This window comes from Paenibacillus sp. BR2-3 (assembly GCF_046529485.1).
In the GTDB taxonomy this organism is placed as follows: domain Bacteria; phylum Bacillota; class Bacilli; order Paenibacillales; family Paenibacillaceae; genus Paenibacillus_AQ.
On record NZ_CP126311.1, the window covers coordinates 2,948,098 to 2,969,031 of the forward strand.

At 44.6% G+C, this 20,934-nt stretch carries 21 protein-coding genes; 11 read left to right on the plus strand and 10 right to left on the minus strand.

Translation table 11 applies throughout. The features are described from left to right. Window positions 1–14: 14 nt before the first annotated feature. From PaeBR_RS13900 to PaeBR_RS13950, 11 genes are read left to right on the plus strand one after another with little or no spacing between them, the layout of a single operon-like run. Window positions 15–1,658, plus strand: a complete 1,644-nt coding sequence (locus PaeBR_RS13900) for a class I adenylate-forming enzyme family protein (RefSeq protein WP_410511177.1) — start codon at window positions 15–17, stop codon at window positions 1,656–1,658. Window positions 1,659–1,670: 12 nt separating this feature from the next. After that, on the plus strand, window positions 1,671–2,825 hold the full coding sequence (locus PaeBR_RS13905; protein WP_410511178.1) for an acyl-CoA dehydrogenase family protein: 1,155 nt from the start codon (window positions 1,671–1,673) through the stop codon (window positions 2,823–2,825). Then, complete coding sequence (locus PaeBR_RS13910; protein ID WP_410511179.1) at window positions 2,818–4,425, plus strand: amino acid adenylation domain-containing protein; 1,608 nt, start codon at window positions 2,818–2,820, stop codon at window positions 4,423–4,425. Before PaeBR_RS13905 ends, PaeBR_RS13910 begins: the two co-directional genes overlap by 8 nt. Window positions 4,426–4,456: 31 nt before the next feature. Next, window positions 4,457–4,720 carry an acyl carrier protein gene (locus tag PaeBR_RS13915; protein ID WP_410511180.1) on the plus strand — a complete coding sequence of 88 codons (264 nt, stop codon included), beginning with the start codon at window positions 4,457–4,459 and terminating at the stop codon, window positions 4,718–4,720. Between the two features lie 5 nt (window positions 4,721–4,725). Further along, window positions 4,726–7,530, plus strand: coding sequence for an amino acid adenylation domain-containing protein (locus PaeBR_RS13920; RefSeq protein ID WP_410511181.1), 2,805 nt, complete (start codon window positions 4,726–4,728; stop codon window positions 7,528–7,530). Beyond that, the gene (gene hemN / locus PaeBR_RS13925; protein WP_410511182.1) at window positions 7,530–8,879 is read left to right on the plus strand and encodes an oxygen-independent coproporphyrinogen III oxidase; all 1,350 of its coding nucleotides are present in this window, start codon (window positions 7,530–7,532) and stop codon (window positions 8,877–8,879) included. The genes PaeBR_RS13920 and hemN overlap by 1 nt, the downstream gene beginning before the upstream one ends. Before the next feature lie 23 nt (window positions 8,880–8,902). Then, window positions 8,903–9,151 (plus strand): acyl carrier protein, encoded by a 249-nt coding sequence (locus PaeBR_RS13930; RefSeq protein ID WP_410511183.1) that lies wholly within the window; start codon window positions 8,903–8,905, stop codon window positions 9,149–9,151. 42 nt (window positions 9,152–9,193) lie between these two features. After that, window positions 9,194–9,898 (plus strand): response regulator transcription factor, encoded by a 705-nt coding sequence (locus PaeBR_RS13935; RefSeq protein WP_410511184.1) that lies wholly within the window; start codon window positions 9,194–9,196, stop codon window positions 9,896–9,898. Continuing rightward, complete coding sequence (locus tag PaeBR_RS13940) at window positions 9,895–10,938, plus strand: sensor histidine kinase (RefSeq protein ID WP_410511185.1); 1,044 nt, start codon at window positions 9,895–9,897, stop codon at window positions 10,936–10,938. The genes PaeBR_RS13935 and PaeBR_RS13940 overlap by 4 nt, the downstream gene beginning before the upstream one ends. Window positions 10,939–10,996: 58 nt before the next feature. Continuing rightward, the gene (locus PaeBR_RS13945) at window positions 10,997–11,761 is read left to right on the plus strand and encodes an ABC transporter ATP-binding protein (RefSeq protein WP_410515183.1); all 765 of its coding nucleotides are present in this window, start codon (window positions 10,997–10,999) and stop codon (window positions 11,759–11,761) included. After that, complete coding sequence (locus PaeBR_RS13950) at window positions 11,751–13,709, plus strand: FtsX-like permease family protein (RefSeq protein WP_410511186.1); 1,959 nt, start codon at window positions 11,751–11,753, stop codon at window positions 13,707–13,709. The genes PaeBR_RS13945 and PaeBR_RS13950 overlap by 11 nt, the downstream gene beginning before the upstream one ends. Window positions 13,710–14,390: 681 nt before the next feature. Here PaeBR_RS13950 and PaeBR_RS13955 read toward each other — a convergent pair. From PaeBR_RS13955 to PaeBR_RS14000, 10 genes are all read right to left on the minus strand, one after another. Further along, window positions 14,391–14,888, minus strand: a complete 498-nt coding sequence (locus tag PaeBR_RS13955) for an O-methyltransferase (protein ID WP_410511187.1) — start codon at window positions 14,886–14,888, stop codon at window positions 14,391–14,393. A gap of 517 nt (window positions 14,889–15,405) precedes the next feature. Then, entirely contained in the window at window positions 15,406–16,002 is a 597-nt protein-coding gene (locus PaeBR_RS13960) for an SDR family NAD(P)-dependent oxidoreductase (RefSeq protein ID WP_410511188.1), read from the minus strand. Then, window positions 15,923–16,261: an alcohol dehydrogenase catalytic domain-containing protein gene (locus tag PaeBR_RS13965; RefSeq protein WP_410511189.1), complete on the minus strand. Its 339-nt coding sequence runs from the start codon at window positions 16,259–16,261 to the stop codon at window positions 15,923–15,925. The genes PaeBR_RS13960 and PaeBR_RS13965 overlap by 80 nt, the downstream gene beginning before the upstream one ends. Window positions 16,262–16,358: 97 nt before the next feature. Continuing rightward, entirely contained in the window at window positions 16,359–17,075 is a 717-nt protein-coding gene (locus PaeBR_RS13970) for a tautomerase family protein (protein ID WP_410511190.1), read from the minus strand. 40 nt (window positions 17,076–17,115) lie between these two features. Next, window positions 17,116–17,253, minus strand: a complete 138-nt coding sequence (locus PaeBR_RS13975; RefSeq protein ID WP_410511191.1) for a hypothetical protein — start codon at window positions 17,251–17,253, stop codon at window positions 17,116–17,118. Window positions 17,254–17,503: 250 nt separating this feature from the next. Beyond that, window positions 17,504–17,878, minus strand: coding sequence for a DUF2255 family protein (locus PaeBR_RS13980; RefSeq protein WP_410511192.1), 375 nt, complete (start codon window positions 17,876–17,878; stop codon window positions 17,504–17,506). Window positions 17,879–17,924: 46 nt separating this feature from the next. Continuing rightward, complete coding sequence (locus PaeBR_RS13985; protein ID WP_410511193.1) at window positions 17,925–18,512, minus strand: cyclophilin-like fold protein; 588 nt, start codon at window positions 18,510–18,512, stop codon at window positions 17,925–17,927. A gap of 20 nt (window positions 18,513–18,532) precedes the next feature. Continuing rightward, entirely contained in the window at window positions 18,533–19,615 is a 1,083-nt protein-coding gene (locus tag PaeBR_RS13990) for a cyclophilin-like fold protein (RefSeq protein WP_410511194.1), read from the minus strand. A gap of 31 nt (window positions 19,616–19,646) precedes the next feature. Beyond that, the gene (locus tag PaeBR_RS13995; protein WP_410511195.1) at window positions 19,647–20,207 is read right to left on the minus strand and encodes a cyclophilin-like fold protein; all 561 of its coding nucleotides are present in this window, start codon (window positions 20,205–20,207) and stop codon (window positions 19,647–19,649) included. 22 nt (window positions 20,208–20,229) lie between these two features. Beyond that, a complete protein-coding gene (locus PaeBR_RS14000; RefSeq protein ID WP_410511196.1) occupies window positions 20,230–20,928 on the minus strand; it encodes a DUF4405 domain-containing protein in 699 nt (232 codons plus the stop codon). Window positions 20,929–20,934: the final 6 nt, after the last annotated feature.

Genomic DNA, 20,934 nt, shown 5'->3' on the forward strand with positions numbered 1-20,934 from the left:
GGAGATCAGCAATAATGATCCAGTATGAGCGCTTGACGATAGATTGTGTACTCGACACGTTAAAAGACGGCTATCCCGATAAAGCGGCAGTTGTGTTTGAACATCAGACAGTCACGTTTGCACAATTATACGAGTATTCGATCACGATTGCCGGAAATTTGCTGGACTTGGGAGTGAAGAAAGACGATAAGGTAGCGGTCCTTATGCCTAACTGCCTTGAGTATCTGTACGTATATTTTGCGCTTTTTAAAATCGGAGCATGGATCGTGCCTGTCAGCACGAGATACGAGCCGGACGAAATCAGAAGGGTTCTTGTGGACTCTGATGCTGAAACGATCATTTACCAGGACAAGCTGGGCATCTTTAACTACGATCAGATTTTGTTGTCCGACCTTCATCCGCATCTGACCCACATCAATAATTATATCGTTCTGGGAGATGAACCGCAGGCAGGCAGTATTGCATTTTCCGAATTGATGAAAACAAACGGGTTGCCCTTCCGTGATCGGCAGCTGGAAGCGATTAACCCCGATGATGTTGCCATTCTGGGATATACCTCTGGGACAACAGGTCACCCCAAAGGCGTCATGATCACTCATCGGAATTTGATAGAAACCTCCTATTACGGGGGGAAGCTGCTGGACATTAAGGATGATATCGGATTTTCGATTGCCCCGTTATATGCGGCGCAGGGCTTCAATGCTGTACTGGTCTATTTTGTCTCCTGTATTACGATGAAATGGATATCCAATTTTAATCCGAATGATATTTTAACGCATGTAGCCAAAAATCATATCAATCTGTTTCATACCCAGCCGACCATGTGGAGCCTGATCCTGGCTATGCCCTATTGCAAACCGTATCTCTTCAAGGAGCTCCGAAAGGTCGTGGTTTCAGGCTCCTTGTGTACCCCGTATTTAGCCCGCTCTATCGAGAAAATGACCCAATGCACCCTTATTAATGCGTACGGAATCATTGAAGCCACGGGTCTGGTGACAATGACCAGACTGGATGATCCTGAGGATGTCAGACTGAACACGGTGGGCAGGCCGATTGAAGGTTTTCAGGTGAAAATCGTGGACAGGGATCGGAACGAGCTGCCAAAGGGCGAAATCGGGGAGCTGGCTATTAAAGGCTACCTAATGAAGGGCTACTATAAAAATCAAGAGAAAACGAATGAGGTTATAGACGAGGAGGGCTGGTTATACACAGGGGATCTTGCCTGCTATTACGAAGACGGGATCAACATTTGTATTGCCGGAAGAATCAAGGATATGGTGATCCGGGGCGGTTTTAACGTCTATCCGGTGGATATCGAGGAATGCGTATTAAACTTTGAAAAGGTGGAGGACGTTTCGGTCGTCGGGGAGCCTGATGAAATTCTGGGAGAAGCGTTGGTCGCATTTGTCATTCCAAAACCGGGAGAGATGATTACCGAGGGAGAAATCAAGGCGTTTTGCAGAGGTAAAATCGCGAATTACAAAGTGCCGGACCAGGTGCATTTCGTATCACAATTGCCGGTATTAGAATCCGGAAAGGTACAGAAAAACATACTCAGACAATGGGCGGCTGAAGGGATTCCCGCGGAAAGCCAATTTTTATTAAACGATACCATCGTCAGAGGAATGGCCGGAGATTTATCAAATTCGGAAGCTTGAGGGGCGCTTATCGTGAATTTCAGTGTCACCGAGGATCAAAAGCAAATTTGCGGCTTGATGGAGGAATTATGTGACCGGTACCTGAATGATGGGGTTTATGCAGATGATGCACAGTGCACATTCAGGAGGGATAAGTGGGCGCGGCTGGCGGAAACCGGATTACTGGGGCTGCCTTTTCCAGCCCAATTCGGTGGAAGTGATCAGGGGATGCTCACAACAGCACTGGCGATTCGAACACTGGCACAGAAATGCAGGGACGAGGGATTGGTTTTCTCCGTATGCGCCCAAATGTCGGCTACTCAGGTTCCATTGTGGCTATTCGGTACCAGTGAACAGCAGGAGAACTATTTAACTCCGATTATTGAAGGAAGGTATATCGGCAGCAGCGTCATCACCGAACCGGGTGCAGGGTCCGATTCCTCCGCGATGACCACAACCGTTGAGAAGCTCCAGAATGGTTATTTGTTAAATGGGGTCAAAACCTTTGCGACACTGGCTCCGGAATCGGATGTCCTTATTGTATATGGTAAGCACAAGAGTGGAATCCCGATGCTGGATGTCTCCGCTTTTGTTTTGGAAAAGCAGCTTGATGAATATGCCATTGGGCAAGTTTTTGAGAAAATGGGCCTGAGAACCAGTCCGATGAGCGAAGTCATACTGAATCACTGCCAGCTTCCGCCCGCCCGGCTGCTTGGACGCGAAAGGCATGGGATGGACATTTTCTTCAAAGCGATGCTGTGGGAAAGAATCATGGTCAGCGCCTATCATGTCGGAGCGATGGAACAGCAGTATGAGGAAGTCTATCAGTATGCCAACCGGAGGAAGCAGTTTAATCAAAGAATCATCGCTTTTGAAGGCGTTTATGAGAAGCTCGTTAATATGAGAATACGGATAGAAACCAGCAGACTCATGCTCTTTAAGGTTTGTGAGGATTTTGACCAGGACCGCCGCGAAATGTACAGGGCTTCCATGCTGAAGCTTCATACCTCCGAGTCCAAGGTGCAGAACAGCCTCGATGCCGTTCAAATATGGGGAGCCTATGGATATGTGAAGGAAAGCGTGGTGGAGAAGCAGATGAGAGATTCATTGGCTGCGAAAATTTACTCCGGGACAAGTGAAATGCAAAAGAAAATCATGCTGGACCATCTGGGGGAGCTTTATGACTGATTTCTTATTGCAGCATTATTTATGCCATACAGCAGAACGCTGTCCGGATCATCCCGCACTGAGGTACGAAGGTCATGAACTGACTTACAGGGAACTGCTGGAGGAAAGTGTAGTCCTATCCGATACGCTGATTGGAATGGGGATGGAGACCGGGGAGATCGCCGCCATCTATCTGAACAAGTCTCAGCATGCAGTGGCCGCCATGTTCGGCGTGTTGTTTACGGCAGGGACCTATATTCCGCTGGATTCCTACTATTCTCCCGTCAACAGGACCTTGTCTATTCTGGAACAGAGTCAGGCCCGCTTTCTGATTACGAGCGGAGCGAATCTAATGAAGCTTATTCAAGGAGCTGACTCTCATCAGGTAGAAGTATTGAAGTCTCTTCATGTGCTTGTGGTCGATGGCGATTATTCGTCAAGCACGGAATATTTTCAGCAATATGTGCATTTTATCCCTAACCTAACGCCCCAGTATCTCTATCAAATAAGAAAACAGGCAATTAGCGACGATTTGGCCTATATCCTCTATACTTCAGGCTCCACGGGCATACCCAAAGGTGTGATGATCAGCCATTTAAATGCAAGAACATTTATTGATTGGTGCTGCAATTATTTTCAGCCGGACGCCAAGGACCGATTTGCAAGCATTGCGCCGTTTCATTTTGACCTGTCGGTGTTTGATATTTTTGTGCCGGTTGCGGTGGGAGCAGAGCTTGTTATCCTGCCTGCCGTCAAAATTCAAAATCCGTCTCTCTTTGCGGCAGCGATCAAGCGGGAAGAAATCAACTGGATCTATTCCGTGCCGTCCCTTTGGAACGCTGTTATCAAATACGCCGGACTAGTCCCCGGAGAGCTGGCTTCACTAAAAAACGTATTATTTGCCGGTGAAGTATTTCAGCCGAAGTATTTGAGATTAACGATGGAGCTGTTGCCGCAAGCTTCCTTCTACAACCTGTATGGATTAATAGAAACGAATGTCTGCACTTACTATCCCGTAAAGGACAAGGAAAGTGTAAAAGACACCCCTGTGCCGATTGGATATCCTTGCGAGAATACCGAGGTGGTGGTGATCCACCCTGAGGGAAGAATCGCCGGTATAGGCGAAGAGGGTGAACTGTGCGTAAGAGGTTCTATTGTTATGAAAGGATATTATCGCAATCCGCTGCTGACGGAGCAGTGTTTCCGAACCAGTCCGGTACCTGGACATCGGGGAGAACGGCTGTACCACACGGGAGATATGGTCCGGATTAATGAAGAAAGGGCTTTTGTCCTGGTTGGCCGAAAGGATAGCCTGGTAAAACGCTCCGGCTTCCGAATTGAATTGCCTGAAATCGAGCGTGTGCTTCATGATATGGACGGTATAGCTCAGGCTGCGGTGGTGGATGTGCAGGATGAAGACGGCAATGTGATTATCTGTGCCGCCCTTACTTTGCGTCCGGGTGAACAAATATCGGTGATAGGGCTGAAGCAATCGGTCGGGGTGGTTTTACCCCATTATATGATTCCTGACTTGGTTCATGTATTCGAGCAATTTCCAACCGGGAGCAGTGAGAAGATTGACCGCCGGCAATTAAAAGAAATCTTTCGAAATATGCTCTAGCATAGAGCTTAACTAAGAGGGGGCAGTTTCGGTGCAGGAAAAGCTGTTTGAGATTATCGGTAGCGTGTGCTATTTCGATAGGGAAGATATGCATCCCGGCTTGTCGGTTGAAGACGATCTGGCGATCAGCTCGGTAATGATTGTGGAGATTGTCGCCATGATCGAAAACGAGCTGGGCGTTAATATGGAAGAGCATGTCAATGAACTGATCGGCTGCACGGTGCTGGGAGAGATGGTTCAACTGATCGAACAGCTATATCAAGAGAAGTCATTAGAATCCATGCCCGGAAGGTGATGCCGGTGAGAAGCAATGCAACCATTCATCAATTGTTTGAAGATAAAGTGGACGAATTGCCCCAGCATCCCGCGGTCCGGTACAATGGCAAATCTATGACCTACCTGGAGCTGAATCAGCACGCCAATGCGCTTGCTCACGAATTGATTCGCCGAGGAATCCAAGTGAATGATCATGTAGGTGTCATTGTTAATCGTAATATGAATATGATTGTTGCTCTGCTGGCGGTTTTGAAATGCGGTGCGGTGTATATACCCATTGATCCCGAATATCCGCTGAACAGAAAGAACTATATTTTGAACCATTCCGGTGCGATGGCCGTGATTGTAGAGAGTGATGAGCAAGCGAATGTCCCTATTCGTATTAATCTGCAGGAGACAAAAGGGTGTGCAGATCAGACTCATAATCCGAACATACCGAAAAGCGAAAAAGATTTGGCCTATATTATGTATACCTCAGGATCTACCGGTATGCCTAAAGGAGTAATGATAGAGCATCATTCCGCCGTCAATCTAATTCGTTGGGTCAACACAACCTTGCAGATGAACAGCAGTGACAGAGGCCTCTTCGTTACCTCTATGTGCTTTGATCTGTCCGTCTATGATATTTTTGGCATGCTGGCTGCCGGAGGAACCATTGTTATTTGCCCGAATTCACATGTGACGAACCCGGACGAGCTGAGGAATCTGTTATCTGCTGAAAGGATTACCTTCTGGAATTCGGTTCCGACAACGCTGCATTATCTTGTTCGTGATCTGATGAACCGGGAAGAGGATTATGCACAATATGATCTGAGGCATATTTTTCTGAGCGGGGACTGGATACCTTTGGAGCTGGCGAGAACATTCAAACGCTATTTTCCGGGGGCACGGATGACCAGTCTTGGCGGGGCTACGGAAGCTGCCGTCTGGTCCATCTATTATCCCGTCGAACAGGTCAAAGAAGAATGGACAAGCATACCGTATGGGAAACCGATAGACCAGAACTATTTTTACATATTGGATGAGGCGCTTCAGCCGGTGCCGGATGGGGAAATTGGAGAGCTGTATATCGGCGGGATTGGCGTGGCAAGAGGGTATATCAACGATAGCAGCAAAACGGAAAAAGCTTTTATGCAGGACCCGTTTAGAAACCCGGCTGTGGATCGGATGTATAAAACAGGCGACCTGGGAAGAATGCAGGGCGATGGAAATATCGAATTTCTCGGAAGATGCGATGACCAGGTGAAAATCAGAGGGTTCAGGGTGGAGATCAAAGAGGTGGAGAAACAACTGCTGAATTACCCTGCCATCCGGGATGCGGTTGTAGTCCCAAAGAACGCCAAGGCAGACAAGTATTTATGCGCCTATCTGACTGCTGGACAAACGGTTCAAATCAGCGGCATTAGGAAGCATTTGGAAGCTGTTCTTCCGGCCTACATGATTCCTTCTGTGTTTATTATGCTGGAACAATTTCCGTTAAATCAGAACGGCAAGGTGGATAAAAAGCAATTGCCGGAGGTTTCACTGGATTCGATCCTCACGGATACGGAATACACACCTTGCTCGAATTCGCTGCAGCAGACGATTTGTAAGGCATGGGAACGGGTATTGGGCCTGGTCAATATAGGCATAAACCATGATTTCTTCGATATCGGAGGAACCTCCATAGAAGCCGTTACTTTGCATACCGAGCTTCATCTGAGTGGCATTCCTCTTTCATATGATGATTTGATAACGCACACTACTGTCGCAGCACAGGCCAGGCTTATGGAGGAAACTGGTGAACCCGAAGTAAGGGAGACCTCAACCCATACCAAACATGACCTCAAGCTCAAGCCCATGCCGTTTAATGATTTATATTATAAAAGCTGCCTGTATAACTCGTTGTTTCCCGCCGTGCATTATTTTGACCGGAATATTAATTCGTTTCTCAGCAATGATATTTTTGTATACACACTTGAATCTGCGCATGGCCATGAGTATCTTGCTGCGAACTGTATTGAATCCAGAAGGCCGGAGGAGATTTTACAGCAATTACAGTTATCGGTCCTGTTTGAAAAATCCCTCGGCGGGACAGCTCTTGCGGAGAGGCTGGTTGAGGGGCTTGACCGGCAGAACCTGTTCATTCTATGGGTAGACAGCTTCTATGAACCCGGACGAAGAGATGTTTATCTCAAAAAGCATATCGCGCACACCTTGCTTGTATATGGTTATGACGAGGTGAACGATCACTTTTACATTCTGGAGCACAGTCACAAGGATGCCCTGAATTACAAGGAGCGTACCTTGTCTGCAACAGATTTGCTGAACAGTTATTCAGGCTATCAGCAGCATCTAATGTCGGCGGAGGAGCCTTATACTTTCATCGAGTTTCCCAGTTTCCAAAAACCTTATCGATATGAAGCAGAGCACGACCGTAGAAAGCTGATCCGGAATTATGAGCAGCATAGACACTCTGTTTTGGACGGATTAAGCGCGGTGACCCGATTCAAAGAGAGCTATTCCGGGCTGCTACGGGAGTTGGATGTGTGGTCTGTCTCCCGGCTGATCGGCAATTTGAATGCCATTATTGATTTTAAGAGAGCGGAGAAATACAGAATGGAAAGAATCTTTGCGGAGCAGTGTGAAGCCATCTCCATCTTTGGCCAAATCATCGACGGTTGGCTGATCATCCGCAATGATCTGATTAAATGGACCAAGGGCATTGCTTTACTGGGTGAACGGGGAGCCTTCCACTATGAAATCATGGAGACCTTATGCCAGAAAGAGCTTGATATTTTGGAGACGATGTGCGGCTTGGATATTCACTGCAAGGAGGGAAAGATCTGATGATTCCGATTGATGTAAATAGATTGCCTTATCTTTCGCAAAAGTATAATGAACATAATCTTCCGCTGTATTTGAGTTATCCGGTAGACAGCTATTGGAGAGATCCAGCAGATGAAAACATTATCGCCCCGGCATTACGCCACATGGAAGACGCACAGGTGTATGTGCATATTCCCTTCTGCAAGTCCATTTGCTACTACTGCTGCTGTGACAGGGTGTTGAGCGCGAAGGAAGAGGACAAGGATACCTATATAGATTATTTGGACAAGGAGCTGTCGTACAAGCTAACCGGCCGCAGCCGCAAGCTTAAGGTCCATCATATGCATTGGGGCGGTGGAACTCCGGCGTATATGAATATGCGGCAGATCGAGCGGTTGTATGGGGTAATGCAAGAGCATTTGGACATTTCGGAAACGGCCAGAATCAAGATGGAAGCCTATCCCGATAAACAGATTGTAACCGGGGAGAAGCTGCGGCTGTTGAGAGATTTGGGCTTTAATTATATCAGCTTTGGCATTCAGGATTTTGATGCAAGAGTTCTGAAAGCCATTCATCGGGACTGTGATTTGAACGACACGCGGGAAATCATAGAACTGGCAAAAAGCCTAGGTTTCATTGTTAATATCGATTTATGCTATGGCCTGCCTTTTCAAGGCTTGGGTGAATTTGAAAGGACGCTTCAGGAGGTCATGCGGATCGAACCCGATAAAATTGTCATTTACCCGTATGCCCATTATCCGGCGATCTATCCGATGCAGCGTAAAATACATCATCTCAGCCTGCCCAACAACTATATCAAATCCCTCTTGTTCGATCTGGCCAATCAGTTCTTATCTGTGGACTATGAGAAAATGGGCACGGATACCTTCATTCGCACCAGCGGAAGGGAACATAAGCAGCGTACCGGGCAGAATGTAGTCAGGGATTTCATGGGGTCATCCGAACTGACCAGCCAGCAGTTATTGGGACTTGGAAAGTCGGCTATCAGTAAAATCGGCAATACCTATTATAAAAATGTTTCGGAAATGGACCGCTACTACGACTATCTGGACCACGGAAAGCTTCCGCTCGAGACGCAGAGAACACACTCCTTGTCGAAGGAGGATTTAATCCGGGAGGATGTTATCCAGAAAAATCTTTTAGCTAGCTTCCAAATTGATAAGAGCGCTATAGGTGAACGATTCGGCGTGGATTTCGATACTTTTTTCCAGGATGAGCTTGCCGTGTTAAGAACGCTGGAGAAGGATGGGCTGCTTCATGGAGTGGATACTCCCTGCATTGCTGTAACGGATACGGGGTCTTGTTTTGTCCGGACGATTGCCCATGTTTTTGATTCGTATTACAAATAACCCATGAATGGAGAAATTAGTATATGGAAACGAAAGAACAAGTTACAATGATCGTATCGGAGCTAACCCGGATACCGAGGGAAGAATTGAATCCGGGTACCGATATCTTTGAATCTAGGCTGATTACCTCTCTGGGACTGCTGGAGCTGGTGTCCAGGCTGGAACAGAAGTTTGGAATTATTATACTGCCCGAAGAGCTGATTCATGAACATTTCTCCAGCATTGAGACGATCATCGGTTTTATCGAGTCCAAGCTGGCAGAGGCATCCTAACTATCGGTCGCTCGCTTTCATCGGGATGAGGGGTGGACATCTATGTTTAAGATCATGATTGTAGAGGATGATATCAAAATCAGATCCCTGATGACGGACATCCTGAGGAAGTATGGTTATGAAGTCGTAGAGGTTGCGGACTTTCTGCAGGTGGAAAAAATCTTTGAAAAAGAGGCGCCGCAGCTTGTATTGCTCGACCTTAACTTGCCGTACTATGACGGGTTTTATTATTGCAGGGTATTCAGAAGGAAAACCACAGTGCCCATCATAATCATTTCCGCAAGAGATGAGGAATCAAGCCAGGTGCTGAGTATGGAACTGGGGGCCGACGATTATATCATCAAACCCCTCAACATTCAGGTGCTGCTGGCCAAGATCATGGCGATTCTACGACGAGGCTATGGAGAGTATTCCAACAAGCCGGAAACGGAAAAAGAAGCGCTGCCGATTCATTTGGATGACAGGAATTTCAGCATTTCCTATCAGGGAATAGTGGAAGAGCTCAGCAAGAATGAATACAAGCTGCTTAAGAAACTGATGGAGAAAAAAGATACGATTGTCACCAGAGAAGAACTGCTCGAAGAGCTGTGGGATGATGTTCATTTTGTAGTGGACAACACGTTAACCGTTAACGTAACCCGGGTAAAAAGCAAGCTGCTTAATCTGGGATTTACCGATGTCATCAAAGTTAAAAGAGGCGTAGGCTATATCTTTGATACGGCTGCAATGGGAGGGACTCTTCAATGAGCGGAAAGCTGGTCAGAGAGTTTATGAGGGATCATCTTGATTTTACATTGATCTATTTCATCAGCCATATCTTGGTGAGCGTGTACTGCAATTCTTTTATCAGCAATAACATTCAGTTAATGTACCTGCTCAGCATTTATTTCTATCTCTTTATCATATTTATGTGCTTTAGATTTATTAAGTACGCATCTACCAATAAAGAAATTAAGAGATTAACAGAAAATATCGAAATTGAAGAAAAGAGTTATTCGTGCGAGCAGGAAGCTGTAATCGGGCTGATCCGCGGCATTCACCAAAGCTCTCAGGACAAAATCTATGAGGTCAAGTCGCAGGCCGCCAATACGCACAAGTTTATTTCGCAATGGATACATAATATGAAAACTCCTTTGTCGGTGATCGACCTCATTCTCCAGAATTACAAAATGAATCAATTGAACGATGATGTTGCGATGCAGCATATTGAGGAAGAAAAAGAACTGATTTTAAACATGCTGAACCAGCTTCTGAAGATATTCCGGCTGGAGCATTTTACCCGGGACTATAATCCCGAGAATGTGAACCTGTTGGACTCTCTGAGAAGCATCATCAACAGCAAGAGAAATCAATATATCTACAATAACGTGTATCCTGTCGTGGAATGCGATTATGACATGGTCATGGTCATGACAGACAGCAAATGGAATACAGCTATGCTTGAGCAGATCATCTCCAATGCGATTAAATATTCGGACTCTAAAGACGAGACCAAAACGATTCATTTCCGCATTGAGCAGTGGGACGAAAAGGTTGTCCTCTCGATCAGGGATGAAGGGATTGGAATCGAAAAGGTAGATCTGCAGCGGGTGTTCCAGCCGTTTTTTACCGGGAAAAATGGACGAACCCATAACCAGGCAACAGGCATTGGTCTGTATGTCTGTTCTGAAATCGCCAAGAAATTGGGCCACAAACTGGAAATCTCCTCAGAAGTAAATCAAGGTACTGAAGTGAGGATTAATTACCTTACAAAATCGAAAGACAGCGTAACCCAAATGAATGGATAAACCATTAGCAGCCAATTACAATAAAGCTATAATCGTCCGACAAAAAGGAGATGTAACCATGAGCGTATTGGAAGTTAAGGAAATCAAGAAGGTCTATGGTGTTCAGAATGGGGATAATGCTACAGTAGCTCTGGAATCCGTCAGCTTTAACGTGGAGGAAGGCGATTTTATCGGTATCATGGGGCCTTCCGGCAGCGGCAAAACGACACTGCTCAATATTTTGAGCGGGATCGGCAAGCCGAGCTATGGAGAGGTTTATATTGCGGGAAAAAACATTACATCCCTGGATAAAAATGAGATGGCATTGTTTAGAAGAAAACATCTTGGATTTGTCTTTCAGGAATTTAACTTGATGGACAGTCTGACTCTGAAAGAAAATGTCATGCTGCCGATGATCCTCGATAAAAAGGACAAAGAGCAGATGGAAGCCAAGAGCGAAGAGATCATGAGGCTTTTTGACATCGATCAAATTGGCGGCAAATATCCCTATAACATTTCAGGCGGGCAGCAGCAAAGGGTAGCTGTCAGCAGAGCGTTGGTCAATGATCCGGACATTATTTTCGCCGATGAGCCTACGGGTAACCTGGATTCCAAATCGTCCAATGCGGTAATGAAATGCATAGAGAAGATGAATCAGGAAAGAAACAGCACCATTCTGATGGTAACCCATGATGCTTTCGCTGCAAGCTTTTGTAAGAAAATTATTTTTATAAAAGATGGAGCGATCTGCATGGAGATTTTCAGCAACGGGAACCGAAAGGAGTTTTTTGATCAGATTCTCGATTGTCTGGCGATCATTGGAGGGGAAAGAAATGACGTTTAGAGATATAACCATCAAAAACTTCAAAAAAAATGTCAGAAACTTTTTCTCCTATTTTATATGCAGCACCTTTGCAATCACTATTTTTTTCCTCTACGCAGCTTTGTTGTTTAACAAAAGTATACGGGAAGGTGCAACAGAGGATGTCATTCAGATTATTTTTATGCTCAGCTTGGCTGCCCTTACACTCTTTTCGATATTTTTCATTAACTATGCCCAATCCTCTTTTATCAAGTCGAGAAGCAAGGAATTCGCCATCTTCATGTCGCTTGGAATGCACAAAAATGATCTGCAAAAGATTATCGCCGTTGAGAATTTAATTATCAGCATATCCTCAATGATTGTCGGGATCATTACCGGAACGATCTTCTCCAGACTGTTTCAAAACGTAGCGATTGATTTGCTGGATCTGAAAGGTATTTCGTATTCCCTTGGCGTGGAAAGCTTTGTTGTTACTGCGGTCGTATTTACAATTATTTTTGCAGTGTCACAGACGATATCAAGCCTGAAAATCGGGAAATTGGACATCGCAGATATGATGAAGGATTCCCGCAAGCAGGATAACCGGGCTAAGAAGAATGACGCGAAGCTTGGGATCGTAGGTGTGGCATTGGTTCTCCTATCCATCGTATTCCTGGTTGTGATATCCAATAATGAAAGCCTCAATACGAACCCGTTCATGATCATAACCTATATTTTGCTTAGCTTTGTCGGCATCTATATGGTGATCGCAAATTTGGGCAATACAATCATCACCTTCTTGAAGGGCAAGAAATTTTATTATCACCATATTCTTTCCATTACCGAAATCAATCATAAATTTAATCAGAACAAACGTATTATGTTTATCCTCAGCATTTTAAGCGGAATGACGATCTTTCTGGTGGCGTCTCCGTTTTCACTTCTCCAACTGTCCGAGACTATTGCTGAAAGAAATAAATTCGATATTGAGTTTGTTTCCGTGGCCGGTATTCACAACATCGAAGCGGCACAGTTAGAACAGCTCATGAAGCAGTCTTCTGATCCATTAGAAGGCATCATCAATACGCAATTTTTGAATCTGCAAATGAATTTGGAAGGCAGCAAATACGATGTGCTGAAGACGAAGCCGATTATATCGCAAGAAATGTATCAAACGCTGACGGGTGAGACCTTGCAAGTCAATGCGGGGGAAGCGGTCAACATTATTACGGCCTGGGAGCCTGGAACACAAGGCATCGATCAGGGAGCGGATATCCAGTTTACAGACGGTAAAGAAACCTTTAAATATAAGGTGAAGGCGTCCTATCATGGAGATTGGTTTGCTACGGCCAGTTCCTATCCAACCAGTTCGGGCATTGTAGTTAGCAATCAGGACTTTGAGAACATGCAGGCCAAGGTAAGCACCGGCGCGGTAGGGACGCATTACGGGATTAATTTTAAATCCTGGAAGCAAACAGAAGGGCTGGTACAGCAGCTAAAAGATACCTTAAAGGCGTCCGATAAGGACGAACGCAGCCAGCTTTTCCCGGTAGCCTCCAAAATTGACGCATTTAAGGAATTGAAAAAGAATTATTCACTCTTTGTATTTGTAACCTCCTTAATCGGTGTATTATTCTTCATCGCAGGCGGAATGGTATTGTATTTCAAACAGTATACGGAACTTAGAAATGCAACAACCTTTTTCCGCAAGCTGTACAAGATTGGAATCAGCAATAAGGAAATTAAGGCTGTCGTATCCACAGAACTGCTGATCACATTCTTTGTGCCTTTGTTCCTTGGAAGCATATTTGGCTATTGCTTCATTTATTTGATAACCAATGTAGTCAGCGGTTCCGATGTATTGGGTGAGTTCATGAAGAATACGACAATAGTTGTGGCCGTATACTTTGTATTCCAGCTCAGTTTCTACTTCATTACAAAAAGAAAGTACAGCCAAGAGGTAGTGAAAAACTTGAGCAATGCTGCTTAGATAGACATGATTATCAAAAAGTAAAGACCGACTAAGTATAATATTTAGTCACAGAAACAAGACTGCAACATTCAAGATTAATACCCTTGGAATACACATTGGATTTACCAATGTATTTCAGGGGTATTTTTGGGCCAGTAAATGGCCAGTAAATCTGAATAGTCGCTGAACCAGATTCCTGGCGCGTAACTATAAATAATGGGTCTGATGCCTGAGCATGTGGCAGAACAAGTTGAATACAGACATACAAAGCGAGTAGCGAATAGTTGTAATAGTTCTTAAATAAGCAAGTACAGTGACCTTAAAATTTAACCAGCAAAGTCTTGATAACTTATTGATTTAATCACTTCTTCACAAAACCCGTATTTTGTACATATGTATATGATGAGGGAATATCCCGTGTGTATCAAGGGTTTTTATATGATGTGCCACATTATATGTGTTGTTTTTCCCTGCTAAAAATACTAAGTGTCAAATTAGCAATATAAAACCGTTCCCTCTTTTTTGAGAAGCGGTTTTTATTTTTGGGGCGAACGGCTCATACAATTCAAAAAGCATTAGTTGTTTTAATGATTCATTAGCACAGATTCTGCCAGTTACTTCAATGGGAAACGGCAGCCGATCACCGGCTGCCGTCGTGTTTGATTCAACTATCGTTGCCCGTTAGCTTAACGTTTATCCTTATTTTCTAGTTGCTATGAGTAATCCCGTCGACCAGTTAAGTTCAACAATTTGAAAATCGTCTAAACTTCGCATAGTTCTTATCAAGTTTTTTACCTTTTCTTCATGACCTGCAATCCATGAGTCTATCGGGTTCAAATCATCAATTATATAAAATCCTCCAGAGTTTACCATCGCCAAAGTCTCTTCCAAGTAGTAATACTTACCTGGCCAAGTGTCAGCAAAAATAAAATCAAACTTCTTTCCTTTACTTTCTTCAATAAAAATACCACCATCTACCGTAACAAACTGTACACGCTCATCATCAATAAAAGATCTTGCAATGTTCTGTATTGATTCGTCCATTTCAACGGATATCAATCGAGACGACGTATCCATTCCATCTAATATCCATGTTGTTGAAGCTCCAGCTCCAGTTCCAAGTTCTAAAAATATGCCTTTTCGCTTTGAACTAGCAAGAGCACGTAACAATTGACCTGTTTCTATATCACAAGACATTTTGATCGGTGCCCATTAACGTTATAGAAATTGAGCCTTCTGCACTCGTATAATTAAAAATGATAGGACTTGTCCGTCATTCCTCTCAATACAAAATAAATCTTGGAAAATTAAATCCTTCTATGTGTCCTCGACGACATCTTCTGTAAACCAAGAACCTGTCGACGAACTTATTATTTGATTAATCTTTAGTATAATAGAATTGCCGGATCTGGCTGGTCTTTCATAAAGATTTATTGAAAAGTCCATCTTGTAGTATCCTCTTTTCACACGAGAATCTGCATGTTTGCACAAAACATATTTTAACTCATTTCTTATTAGGAGAGGGTCGTTATGCGAAACTGCCCCTTTAGCTTCCTACACCACCACTATGTATGTATGTATGTATGTATGTAGCGACAGTGGGGCCTCAGGCTGACGAGACTTTCTCGACAACTTGAGGCCCTCCTTTATTTTATAGGATGGACGTTCTTTCCGATTCTTCTCGAAAAGTCATACGCAGCGGATGAACGCCACGTTAATTAAAACCCTGCGCGATCGTTTCCAGGTATTGCTCGATGGGAACCGATTTCCGTAGCCTCAGCAAGTTATGGCCAGCTTCACCAACGACCGTACGGAATTGATTGCTTTCTCCGGTTGCCTGGGCCGCAATGGCGTCAACGATGGTTTGCGGATCGTCCAGCTTGCCAGGGTTATTCATCATCGTGAGAAGTTTATCCATAAGCCCGTCGTAAACCTTGATTTTCTCTTCTTTGTTCCAGCGGATGTTATTCTTGAAATTGTTTCCGGAAGAACCGCCCTGTTCAATGAGGCGAAGCTCGATATTTAGCGGCTTCAGCTCGTAATAGAGCCCTTCCGTCAAGCCTTCCAGCGCGAATTTGGACATGTTGTACAGGGAACCCAGCGGAACTGCCGTCGTGAGGCCCATGAAAGAGCTGATATTGATGAACATGCCGCCACCGACTGCTCGGAAATGCGGCAGAAACTTACGCATGACATTGATCGGACCGCGAACGTTCACGGCAAACTGCCAATCAATGGTCTCTTCCGAATCCAGCGCCCCGTAAACGCCCATTCCCGCATTTGAATGGGCAGGTGTTATCTCCAACGGCAAAAGGCACGATGACCAGATAGCCTTTCTTGAAACCAGAGACTTCCGAACCCATTTCTTCAATTCGTCCAATCACTTCATGCCCCATGGCTTCGCCCTCCCCATGCTCATGGGCATGCATATTGTGATACGGATGCAGATCGCTTCCGCAAATGCAGGCGACCACCACCTTCAAAATGGCATCGGTTGGTTTTTGCAATTGGGGAACGGGGATTTCTTCTACGCGAACATCACCGGCAGCATACATAATATTGGCTTTCATATTAAAGTTCCACCTTCTCATTAAATTTGTTTGCTTACAGCATGCGCAATTTCTTTAGTCTTCTATAAATGAATTGTGCCATTTTCATTCTCGAACATTAGCGATCAGCCAAGAGCTTCCCCGAAAAACCAATATTTTCAGGCTCATTTTCTTTGACCAAAACGATAAATGCGGACTCGGGTACATTCATAATGTTTGAAGCTGATGTGGTAAGTTCGGTAACCAACAGTTGGTATAAAAAACGTTCATTCGAATTCGTTAGATGGAACAGCAGTTCCATCAGTTTTACCTTTATCAATCCCTCGCTGACATGGCTAGGCACGTCGAAATAAGGTTGTAACGACTCGAAATAAGTTCTTATGAGTTCGTTAACTGGAATAATGGATATCGGAACAACATCGTTCACGGGATAAATGGACTTTAACCCCGCAAATTTGACAAATTCCTCTAACAATTTTTCATTTAGGAAAAACATCATATAATCTAACATGTACTCAGAACTGGCTTCCCCTGATTTCTCGTACTCTATCAAAATCGATCTGTGAAGAAACACCATTTCGTTGCTCCGAACGGTATACTCCCGGTCTCTGAAGCGAACCGTATAGATACCTGACTTCACGAACAATAGCAGATGATCTTTCAGAAAGTACGTTCCCTTTCTACCTTGTGTGTGCAAGCAGAATGTGACAACGGATAATCCGTTCTGCTGCAGGCTTCCTGTTTTATCCGGTGCATTTACCAGTTCTTGAGGGGCCTTGGTTGGTTTTCCGATACTACTTAACATGAGCAATGCCGCCTTTTTTAGCTTTAACATGAGTAATAGGTTCTACAAGTACTTGATCCTCCGTGATATATTATTCCTCTGCTAATTCAATCGTTATGGTGAAGTCCCCGTTCATCCCCATGAGGGTTTCCATTCCCGAATCAATGCGTCCTAATTGATTCAGTCCACTGGAATAGCCACCTCCTTTCTGACCATCTGTTTTTAGCATCTGGGCGCTAAGTCCGGCAAAAGCTCCCGTAACGCATACCCCGAATCAATCAAAAGGGAGGTATGCTCTATACGCGATGCTTCGGTTACCGCAATTGCCACCGAAATCTAGCCGATGTTGTCTAGAGTTACCCCGCATATACTAAAAGAACCCGTGTCGGATGCGAATTCGGTATTCTTCTCATTGTAGGGGGAGTACCAGCGAAGCTGACACCACTCGCAAATCAATTTGTATTCTTCACCTTGTTATCTTATTTACAAGGCATGATCTTAATTGTCGCTGAGCGGGCGCGCGCACCGATCATCGGGTTGAGATACGGGCTACTATGGTATTTCACACGGTATGCATCGTCGATGAGGTCGTTAATGGGACCGTCAACCGGCTCGAAGGTAACCTCCTTGGTCATACCGGCGGCAGTAATCCGCCCGGCCTTCTGCTGCACCGCGGCTTGGTACCATCGAGAGTTACGCCCATTATATGCTCGTACATAAAGACCATCGCCGATCATCACGGACCAAATCCAGGTCGGGGTCCCGTAGGTCACTCCGTCCTCACGGAACGGAGAGATATGAAGGTCATCAGCCTCGGCGATCTGTCGCAGTTCATCTTTAGTCCAAGTGCTCATTATCCAGTCCTCCTACAATGAAACATCGATTCAATCCGAACGTCCTCTAGTCCATTTTTTCAATGGTCATTGTAAAATCATCGCTCATACTTGCCAGCTCCTCTATGCCGGATTCAAACTCTCCTAATACAATAACTCCATTCGAAGAAGTGGTAACAGGTCCATTGTAAAATATAGCCAGATTTCCCCATGGGGCATAATAGGCAAATTCGCCAACAGAAGGGCCACTGTTTGATGGTGTAGAATCGGTATTTAATTTCCGTGGCAAATAACTGATTTTTTCCTCTCCGTTGAAGTCCTCGAATGATAAGGTTATCGGGAGCATCGTCAGAAAGTCTCTGCTCATTGGATTGTCATATAGATTCACGATGACTTCTTCATTATCGAAAATCAATTTGATCTTGGTATCTTCAACACTTTCGTTTTCATCAGTAGAATCTTGACCGCTCTCTACAGCAGAATTTTGACTGTTCTCCTCTTGCACTTCATCGGGGTTGCCTGTTTGCTCATTAGTTGAATTATTGCCAATCGTTTCAGACTCGTCAGGAGTAGAGCCCCCGCTGTTATTTCCGCCACAAGCTGCAGAAGTGAAGCTCAACACCAGAGCGAGAGCCACTGATAATATTTTTCGCATACGTTTGTTCCTCCACCCAATTAATCGATTTTTTCAATTGTCATTATAAAATTATCGCTTATATTCGCTAACTTTTCTTCAAGCTCCTGCATGCCGGAATTAATCTTTCCTAATACAACAAGTCCATTCCCAGTGGTAGCAGACTCGTTGTAAAATATAGCCAGATTCCCCCAAGGAGCGTAGTAAGCAAATTCGCCAACAGAAGGACCACTGTTTGACGGTGTAGGTTCGGTATCTAATTTCCGTGATAAATAACTGATTTTTTCCTTTCCGACGAAGTCCTCAAATGATAAGGTTATCGGAAGCATCGTCAGAAAGTCCCTGCTGGTCGGATTGTCATACATGTCAACGATGAACGTTTCATTGTCAAGAATCAGTTTTATTCTGGCATTATCTGTATGGCCATTTGTGGGATCTTGATTTTTTCCGGTTTGATCGGAGTCACTTTCACCGGTACCCCCACCCGTAGTTGCAAATAGACGTTGAACAGAATCTGCGACTTTAGCGTCAACCGCACCATCAGCCACTAATTTATTCAACAAGGTGAGATCGCTGTTCTTTAGTCTAGTAGCCAGCGCAGAATAAGATACGGCAACCATATCTCCCCGAAGGAAACTGCTGGTTGCTTTATCGAACAGACCAATCTCCTGCGCTTCTTGCATTGCCGACGCAAAGGTAAAGTCCACTCCATCCTCGTAAGCTAACGCGCGAAGCATAAAAGTAGAATACATTTGGTGACTGCATATCCCGTTAGGATCGAAAAGCTTATTGCTCATACCTTTTGTCAACCCGCTGTCGTACATGTAAGCAACGTATTCGTCAGCCCATTTAGGTACATCGGTGAAGGGATGGCTATAATTACCGTTCAGTGCCTTGTTTTCCACGCCCAATAGACGAACCAGCATAACAGCTGCTTGGCCGCGGGTAACTGGTTTATCCAGTTCATAGCCTGCACCGGTTCCGCGGAATAGCCCTAAATTCTTTAGAGTATCTGCTTGCTGAGTAGAATCAGCCGCAAATACGGTTTGATGACCGAATCCTATGATAAACATCAATAAAGCGAGCAGCAATGTTATAAATTTCGATTTTGTTCTAGTACTCAATATTCAGCCCTCCATTTACTGATATAATCAATTATTCTAATACTTCAACCGTTACGATGAACTCACTGTTCATATTTGCGAGGGTTTCAATGCCGGAATCAATACGTCCCAATGAAATTAGGCCTCTTGAATAGCCGAAATCGCTATAGAATATCGCTAGATTTCCCCACGGAACAAATAGAGTCAGTTCCCCCACTGAAGGATCGAAGCCTTCCGGCGCGTCCTCCGTCGTGAGATTGCGGGGCAGGTAACTGATTTTTTCTGTTCCATTGTAGTCCTCAAAGGTCAACGTCAACGGGAGCATACTTAGAAAATCCCGGCTGGTGGGGTTGTCGTACATTGTGGCAGTAATTTCTTCGCCATTAACAGTCATTTTAATTTTGACATCCTGTGCTCCAGCACTTTCATCGATCGGTTCTCCAGTCGATGGTTCGTCTTTGGTATCTGAACTGCCGGTATCTTCTCCGCTGCCTTCCGATGAAGATACAGGCTGGGAAGAAGTCGCGTTGTTGTCGGAAACCGTATTGCTCGCACATGCCGAAAGGACAAAAATCATCGCAAGAGCAAGAAACAGTGCTAAACGTTTCTTCATTTGTTTGTCTCCTATACATGCTTCACTTTTTTAACCGCCTCCTTTTGGGGGACGAAATCCGTTGCAAACCTTTTGCAGCATAATAAGCAATACAGATAAATAGCCCCATCATTGCCAAATAATCCGTAAAAAACAATATCGGGAATTGTTCAAATTCAAAGGAAATGAACATGATTTTCAAAAAAAGATACGAAACAATATCGTGCCTGATAAAGGCATATACGCCGTATACGGCTATCGTTGCTGCGATGACCCGTAATATAACCTTACGGATATCAGACGGCGGATTTGCTTTTACCGCTTTTCGCGTCATCAACATAATCATGTTCCAATGCAAACCGACATGAACGGACATAAAGATAAAGCCCCAATGGGAGGCAAGCATATGCAATTCCCTTGCAAAGGACATTCCGCCGCTAATGGACAGAAAAGCGAATGGATAACGGGACATCATTATGCCGCTGACCATCAGCCCGATCATACATATAAATACCGACAGATTCACCACGGTTTGAAAGATGCGGAAAGCTGTATACTTCCCTTTCCACAGATTTTTGTACCATTTTAAGTTCAGCACGTTGTGGGTGATAAACATCACAAACATTGCAGTTCCAAGCCATTCATGCACTTTTTGTCCGGTCAGCATGAATGCCATCAAAATCGGCAGCAATACCGTCATGATTAGATCAACCGCTATTTTAATGATTGCTTGGGGTTTCATCGTCTC

Bases quoted from the DNA above. Each gene is read 5' to 3' on its own strand.
- PaeBR_RS13930 (WP_410511183.1), top strand. From the start codon at position 8,903: ATGGAAACGAAAGAACAAGTTACAATGATCGTATCGGAGCTAACCCGG.
- PaeBR_RS13995 (WP_410511195.1), bottom strand. From the start codon at position 20,207: ATGAAGAAACGTTTAGCACTGTTTCTTGCTCTTGCGATGATTTTTGTC.
- PaeBR_RS13970 (WP_410511190.1), bottom strand. From the start codon at position 17,075: ATGTTAAAGCTAAAAAAGGCGGCATTGCTCATGTTAAGTAGTATCGGA.
- PaeBR_RS13945 (WP_410515183.1), top strand. From the start codon at position 10,997: ATGAGCGTATTGGAAGTTAAGGAAATCAAGAAGGTCTATGGTGTTCAG.
- hemN (WP_410511182.1), top strand. From the start codon at position 7,530: ATGATTCCGATTGATGTAAATAGATTGCCTTATCTTTCGCAAAAGTAT.
- PaeBR_RS13950 (WP_410511186.1), top strand. From the start codon at position 11,751: ATGACGTTTAGAGATATAACCATCAAAAACTTCAAAAAAAATGTCAGA.
- PaeBR_RS13955 (WP_410511187.1), bottom strand. From the start codon at position 14,888: ATGTCTTGTGATATAGAAACAGGTCAATTGTTACGTGCTCTTGCTAGT.
- PaeBR_RS13965 (WP_410511189.1), bottom strand. From the start codon at position 16,261: ATGAAAGCCAATATTATGTATGCTGCCGGTGATGTTCGCGTAGAAGAA.
- PaeBR_RS13940 (WP_410511185.1), top strand. From the start codon at position 9,895: ATGAGCGGAAAGCTGGTCAGAGAGTTTATGAGGGATCATCTTGATTTT.
- PaeBR_RS13910 (WP_410511179.1), top strand. From the start codon at position 2,818: ATGACTGATTTCTTATTGCAGCATTATTTATGCCATACAGCAGAACGC.
- PaeBR_RS13935 (WP_410511184.1), top strand. From the start codon at position 9,194: ATGTTTAAGATCATGATTGTAGAGGATGATATCAAAATCAGATCCCTG.
- PaeBR_RS14000 (WP_410511196.1), bottom strand. From the start codon at position 20,928: ATGAAACCCCAAGCAATCATTAAAATAGCGGTTGATCTAATCATGACG.
- PaeBR_RS13980 (WP_410511192.1), bottom strand. From the start codon at position 17,878: ATGAGCACTTGGACTAAAGATGAACTGCGACAGATCGCCGAGGCTGAT.
- PaeBR_RS13985 (WP_410511193.1), bottom strand. From the start codon at position 18,512: ATGCGAAAAATATTATCAGTGGCTCTCGCTCTGGTGTTGAGCTTCACT.
- PaeBR_RS13900 (WP_410511177.1), top strand. From the start codon at position 15: ATGATCCAGTATGAGCGCTTGACGATAGATTGTGTACTCGACACGTTA.
- PaeBR_RS13975 (WP_410511191.1), bottom strand. From the start codon at position 17,253: ATGCTAAAAACAGATGGTCAGAAAGGAGGTGGCTATTCCAGTGGACTG.